Source organism: Pantoea sp. CTOTU50773, assembly GCF_032082325.1.
Lineage (GTDB): Bacteria > Pseudomonadota > Gammaproteobacteria > Enterobacterales > Enterobacteriaceae > Pantoea > Pantoea communis.
Map to the genome: position 1 here is coordinate 1 of NZ_DAMDQC010000222.1, position 5,289 is coordinate 5,289.

Here is a 5,289-nt window from a genome sequence, read left to right on the forward strand (position 1 = left end):
AGGAAGACTGACAGCACCGATCCGGTGTTGTCTGGCGCAGAGGATCGCTCGCGCCCTTTCCCTCCTCCTGTATCTGCGGGTCTCAGTCAACACTGAGAGGCCGATGTGAATTCCCTAGATATCCCGGATAACCTGCTGTGAGCCGCTGGACGGTATTAGGCTGCGGCGTGGCAGGCCTGTGCGTGGCAACGCTGCTGGCTGAACGCGGCGAAGACGTCGACGTCATTGGCGACGACTCCCGCCAGGCCGCGTCGTGGTTTGCTGGCGGCATGCTTGCACCCTGGTGCGAATCCGAAAGTGCACCGCAGGAAGTGATCTCTCTCGGTCAACACGCTGCTGGCTGGTGGCAACAGCGTGTCAGCAGCGTGGCACATCAGGGAACGCTGGTGGTAGCGCCACCGCGCGATAGCCAGGAACTGACTCGCTTCGCACGCATGACCGAACAGCACCAATGGGTCGATCCCGGTGAGCTTGAACCTCTGCTGGCCGGGCGTTTTGCGCGTGGGCTGTTTTTTGCCGAGGAGGCGCATCTCGACCCGCGCCTGGCGCTCACCGAAATGCGCGAAAAGCTGTTACAGCGCGGCGTGCGTTTTGATGCACAACACCCTTCGGGTCGGGTGATTGATTGTCGTGGCATGCATGCCAAAGCCGACCTTCCGCGTCTGCGTGCGGTGCGTGGCGAGATGGTGATTCTGCACAGCGAAGAGGTGCAGTTCTCGCGTCCGATTCGTCTGTTGCATCCGCGCTTTCCGTGCTATCTGGTGCCGCGCAGTAACGGCCATTTCATGCTGGGTGCCACGATGGTGGAAAGTGACGATGACAGCGCGATCAGCGCACGCGCCTTGATGGAACTGCTCAGCGCGGCATACGCCATTCATCCTGCTCTTGCCGAAGCCCGCGTGGTGGAAAGCGGCAGCGGTTTACGTCCTGCTTATCCGGCCAACCTGCCGGAAATCCATTATCAAAACGACACTTACTATCTTAACGGCATGTATCGCCACGGTTTTCTGCTGGCGCCAATGATGGCAGAACAACTGATGCAGCGCCTTTTCGGGGAACAATCCTATGAATATTCAGCTTAACGGCCGGGCGATCCGCACTGAGGCCAGCACGCTCAGCGAATTGCTGATCGAGCAGCAAATTGATGCCGCCTGCGTTGCCAGCGCTTTCAACGGCAACTTTGTACCTAAAAGTCAGTACAGCAGCCAGCAGCTGGAAGAGGGCTGTCAGTTGGAAGTCTTGTCCCCGATGCAGGGAGGTTGAAACATGTTTTACGATTTCACTCCCCAGTCACGTTTTCTGCTTGGCACCGCGGGCTATCCATCACCGGCGATTCTGCAACAGGCCATTGCCGCCTCTGGCACGGAAATCATCACTGTGAGTTTGCGTCGTGAAGGCGCGGCGGGTGCGGCTTTTCGCGAGATGCTGACCGGGCTGGACATTCGCGTGCTACCGAATACCGCAGGCTGCCACACGGTGAAAGAGGCGGTAACCACCGCGCAGATGGCGCGCGAGCTGTTTAATACCTCGTGGATCAAACTGGAGGTAATTGGTCATGCCGACACGCTCCAACCCGATCCTTTTGCGCTGGTTGAAGCGGCACGCATCCTGTGTGCGGATGGTTTTCAGGTCTTCCCGTACACCACCGAAGATTTGATCGTCGGTGAGAAGCTGCTGGAAGCCGGTTGTGAACTGCTGATGCCGTGGGGTGCGCCGATCGGTTCCGGGCAGGGCCTGCGCAACATTGAAGGATTACGCGCGATGCGGGCATGGTTCAGCGACATCCCGTTGATAATTGATGCAGGCATCGGTGCGCCATCACAGGCCGCGCAGGCGATGGAGATGGGCTTCGATGGCATCCTGCTCAATACTGCCGTGGCGAAAGCCGGCGATCCGGTTGGCATGGCGAACGGGTTCCGTCTGGCGATTGAAGCGGGACAGGCCGCACGCAGTGCTGGTTTGATGGAGAAGCGCGATATGGCGGCAGCTTCAACACCGATCTTCGGTCTGGCGAGTTTGAGTTAAGGAGCCACCATGGATCGCTATCAACGGCAGATGATGCTGCCGGAAATCGGTGTCGAAGGTCAGCAAAAGCTGGCGGATGCGCGCGTCCTGGTGGTGGGGGCAGGCGGGTTGGGCGCTACATTACTGCCGCAGCTGGTTGGCGCAGGCGTCGGTTTTATCCGCCTGTGTGACGACGATGAAGTGGCCTTACACAATCTTCATCGCCAGACGCTGTTTACGATGCAGGACATCGGTCACAGCAAGGCAGCACGTGCGCAACAGGCGCTGTTGCAACGTAATCCCGAGGTGCAGATAGAGGTGGTGCCACGGGCTATCGGCGCCAGCGATCTGCCGCACCTCCTCACGGATATCGATCTGGTGATTGATGCCGCTGATAACTTCGCGGTGACCTATCAACTCTCCGACGCCTGTCTGGCAACGCAGATTCCTTTGATCAGTGCATCAGTATTAGGTCGTCAGGGCTACGTCGGTGGCTTCTGCGGCAGCGCGCCGAGCTATCGGGCACTGTTTCCACGCTTACCCGCCTCCGCAGCCAACTGTAACACCGCAGGCGTGATGGGACCGGCAGTGGCGACTTTGGGTGCAATGCAGGCTCAGATGGCACTCAGCGTGCTGTTGGATCTGCAACCTTCACCCCTCGGCAGTGTGATCAACTGTGACTTCATCAACTGGCATATGCGCGCATTTCGTTTTGACGGCGCGGAAGAGCCAGAAAACAGCGTGCCCTTTATCGACGAGCAACTGCTGACGAAAGATGATTGCATTGTCGAGTTGCGCAGTGTGGAAGAAGCCCCCGTCAGCGTAGCGAACATCGTCGAACGCATTCTGCCGCAGGCGATAGCCGATTGGCAGCCGCCGCAGGATCGGCGCATCGTGCTGGTATGTGCCAGCGGCATTCGCGCGGCGCAGGCGGCCTCGGTGTTGGAAGCGCGAGGGTTTACCCGTCTGGCAATGTTGGCGGCAAAGCGACCATGAATCCGATCGGATTTAATGACATCACCTTTAGTTGGGGCGAACAGGCGCTGTGCCAGCAACTCAATCTGCAACTGCGCGGCGGTAAAACCACGGTGCTATTAGGGCGTAGCGGCATTGGGAAAAGCACCTTATTGCGGCTGGTGGCGGGTTTGCTGCAGCCGCAACAGGGCGAAATCAGTGGCTTACCGGGCAAAGTGGCGTGGATGGGGCAACAGGATCTGTTGTATCCGTGGCTGACGGTGCTGGAAAACGTGATGCTTTCCGCTCGGCTCAACGGTGAAAAACCGGACCGCGCGCGTGCGTTGGCGCTGCTTAAGCAGGTGAAGCTGAGTGAGGTGGCGCAAGCCTCACCGGATAAGCTTTCAGGCGGGATGCGGCAGCGTGTGGCACTGGCACGTACACTGTATGCCCAACGCGAAGTGGTGCTGATGGATGAGCCCTTCGCCACGCTGGATGTGATGACCAAACTCAGTCTGCAAACCCTGACTGCCATGCTGCTCAAGGGCAAAACGGTGCTGCTGGTTACGCACGATCCGCTTGAAGCCTGCCGTATGGCCGATGACATCGTGCTGTTGCATGGCCAGCCGTTAGCGGTTGAAAGCTGGCCGGTGCCTGCGGGTGATGCTCCCCGATCCCTTGATGATCCTCGCCTGCTACAGGCGCAGGGCGAACTCTTTTCCCGACTGAATCAAGATGAAAAAACTGTTTAGCGCGATCTATCTGATCGCGGTGCTGCTGTGTGGCTGGCTGCTGGCGCGGCAGCATGGCGTGCCTGACTTTTTGCTGCCTTCGCCACTGGCGGTGTTGGAGGCATTATGGCTGCATCGCCAGCTGCTGGCGCATCACGCGCTGTTTACCCTGGCAGAGATTGTGCTGGCCCTGCTGCTGGGCGTTGGGACGGGCGTGACGCTGGCGGTCCTGATGGCAGGCAGCCAGACGCTGCGTCGCGTGCTGTTTCCGCTCGTGACCGCCAGCCAGGCGATTCCGGTGTTTGCGCTGGCGCCACTGCTGGTGTTGTGGCTGGGATTTGGCATCGCCTCCAAGGTGGTAGTCGCGGCGTTAATCGTTTTCTTCCCGCTGTGTCTGTCGCTATTTGATGGCCTGTGCCGTACGCCCTCCGGCTGGCTGGAACTGGCGGGCACGCTGAATCCTTCACGTGCGCGGATTTTCTGGCACGTGCGCTGGCCCGCAGCGCTCCCGCAGTTCTTTTCCGGTTTGCAGATGGCGGTGGTGCTGGCCCCGATTGGGGTGGTGATTGGCGAATGGGTCGGTGCCAGCAAAGGGCTGGGCTATCTGATGATGCAATCCAACGCTCGGCTGGAAACGGCCACCAGCTTTGCTGCTTTGTTGCTGTTATTGATGCTGGCGCTGCTGCTCTCCGGCGGCGTCGCATTGCTGCGTAAAAAATTCCTCTGGCACTCAACATAAGGACGTCCCTTGAACACCCTACGTAACGCGATTACCGCTTTGCTGCTGCTGGCGACCACCAGCGCGCACGCCGAACAAAAAGTTCGCCTGCTGCTCGACTGGTTTGTGAACCCTAACCATGCAGCCATTTTTGCCGCGCAGTACAGCGGTGCTTTCAAGAAGGAAGGGCTTGATGTCGAGATGATCGCCCCGGCTGATTCGGCGTCGGTGCCGCTGCTGCTGGCGGCAGGCAAGGCCGATCTGGCAATCAGCTACCAGCCACAGCTTTACACGCTGGTAGAGAAGGATGTTCCGGTGATCCGCGTGGGCACGCTGATTGGTCAGCCGCTGAATACGCTGACCACCGTGTCCAGCGATATCCATTCGCTCAAAGATTTAGCGGGTAAAACGCTGGGTTACGCGGTGCCAGGATCGGAAGATGTGGCGATCCTCAATATGCTGAAATCGCAGGGCGTGGATGTCAATTCGGTGAAATTAATCAGCCTGAATATGGATTCCACTTCGGCGCTGCTGACGCACAAAATCGATGGCGCGATGACCATTTTCCGCAATTACGAGCTGATCGATTTGCAGGATAAGGGCGCGAAGCCGGTGGTGTTTAAACCCGAAGATTATGGTGTGCCCGCTTATGATGAGCTGATCATTCTGGCGAACAACAAGAGCGCGGCCCAGGACAAGCGTATTCCGGCATTCTTACGCGGTCTGGACGCGGGTGTGGTGTGGTTGCGTGCGCATCCGGAAGAAGCCTGGAAGGCGGTTATTAAGCAGTATCCTGAGCTGAACAACAAACTCAATCATCAGGCCTGGGAAGCGACATTGCCGCTGTATGATGGGCACAGCGCCACATTTGATAAAGCAAGG

7 protein-coding genes are annotated in these 5,289 nt (G+C 58.7%); all 7 read left to right on the top strand.

The features are described from left to right. Positions 1-137: 137 nt before the first annotated feature. Positions 138-1,082 (top strand): FAD-dependent oxidoreductase, encoded by a 945-nt coding sequence (locus RT340_RS21550; RefSeq protein ID WP_160834093.1) that lies wholly within the window; start codon positions 138-140, stop codon positions 1,080-1,082. After that, positions 1,066-1,263, top strand: a complete 198-nt coding sequence (gene thiS, locus RT340_RS21555; RefSeq protein ID WP_034830370.1) for a sulfur carrier protein ThiS — start codon at positions 1,066-1,068, stop codon at positions 1,261-1,263. Before RT340_RS21550 ends, thiS begins: the two co-directional genes overlap by 17 nt. A 3-nt stretch (positions 1,264-1,266) precedes the next feature. Next, entirely contained in the window at positions 1,267-2,025 is a 759-nt protein-coding gene (locus RT340_RS21560; protein ID WP_097118810.1) for a thiazole synthase, read from the top strand. Between the two features lie 9 nt (positions 2,026-2,034). Beyond that, on the top strand, positions 2,035-3,000 hold the full coding sequence (locus RT340_RS21565) for a HesA/MoeB/ThiF family protein (protein WP_313377698.1): 966 nt from the start codon (positions 2,035-2,037) through the stop codon (positions 2,998-3,000). Beyond that, the gene (locus tag RT340_RS21570; RefSeq protein ID WP_097118812.1) at positions 2,997-3,710 is read left to right on the top strand and encodes an ABC transporter ATP-binding protein; all 714 of its coding nucleotides are present in this window, start codon (positions 2,997-2,999) and stop codon (positions 3,708-3,710) included. Before RT340_RS21565 ends, RT340_RS21570 begins: the two co-directional genes overlap by 4 nt. Beyond that, the gene (locus RT340_RS21575) at positions 3,694-4,428 is read left to right on the top strand and encodes an ABC transporter permease (protein ID WP_313377700.1); all 735 of its coding nucleotides are present in this window, start codon (positions 3,694-3,696) and stop codon (positions 4,426-4,428) included. Before RT340_RS21570 ends, RT340_RS21575 begins: the two co-directional genes overlap by 17 nt. Positions 4,429-4,437: 9 nt before the next feature. Beyond that, on the top strand, positions 4,438-5,289 hold an 852-nt coding region (locus RT340_RS21580), incomplete at its 3' end, for an ABC transporter substrate-binding protein (RefSeq protein WP_313377701.1).

What these genes read in the sequence shown, in the direction of transcription:
- thiS (WP_034830370.1), top strand. Translation starts at nt 1,066, where the DNA reads ATGAATATTCAGCTTAACGGCCGGGCGATCCGCACTGAGGCCAGCACG.
- RT340_RS21560 (WP_097118810.1), top strand. Translation starts at nt 1,267, where the DNA reads ATGTTTTACGATTTCACTCCCCAGTCACGTTTTCTGCTTGGCACCGCG.
- RT340_RS21565 (WP_313377698.1), top strand. Translation starts at nt 2,035, where the DNA reads ATGGATCGCTATCAACGGCAGATGATGCTGCCGGAAATCGGTGTCGAA.
- RT340_RS21570 (WP_097118812.1), top strand. Translation starts at nt 2,997, where the DNA reads ATGAATCCGATCGGATTTAATGACATCACCTTTAGTTGGGGCGAACAG.
- RT340_RS21575 (WP_313377700.1), top strand. Translation starts at nt 3,694, where the DNA reads ATGAAAAAACTGTTTAGCGCGATCTATCTGATCGCGGTGCTGCTGTGT.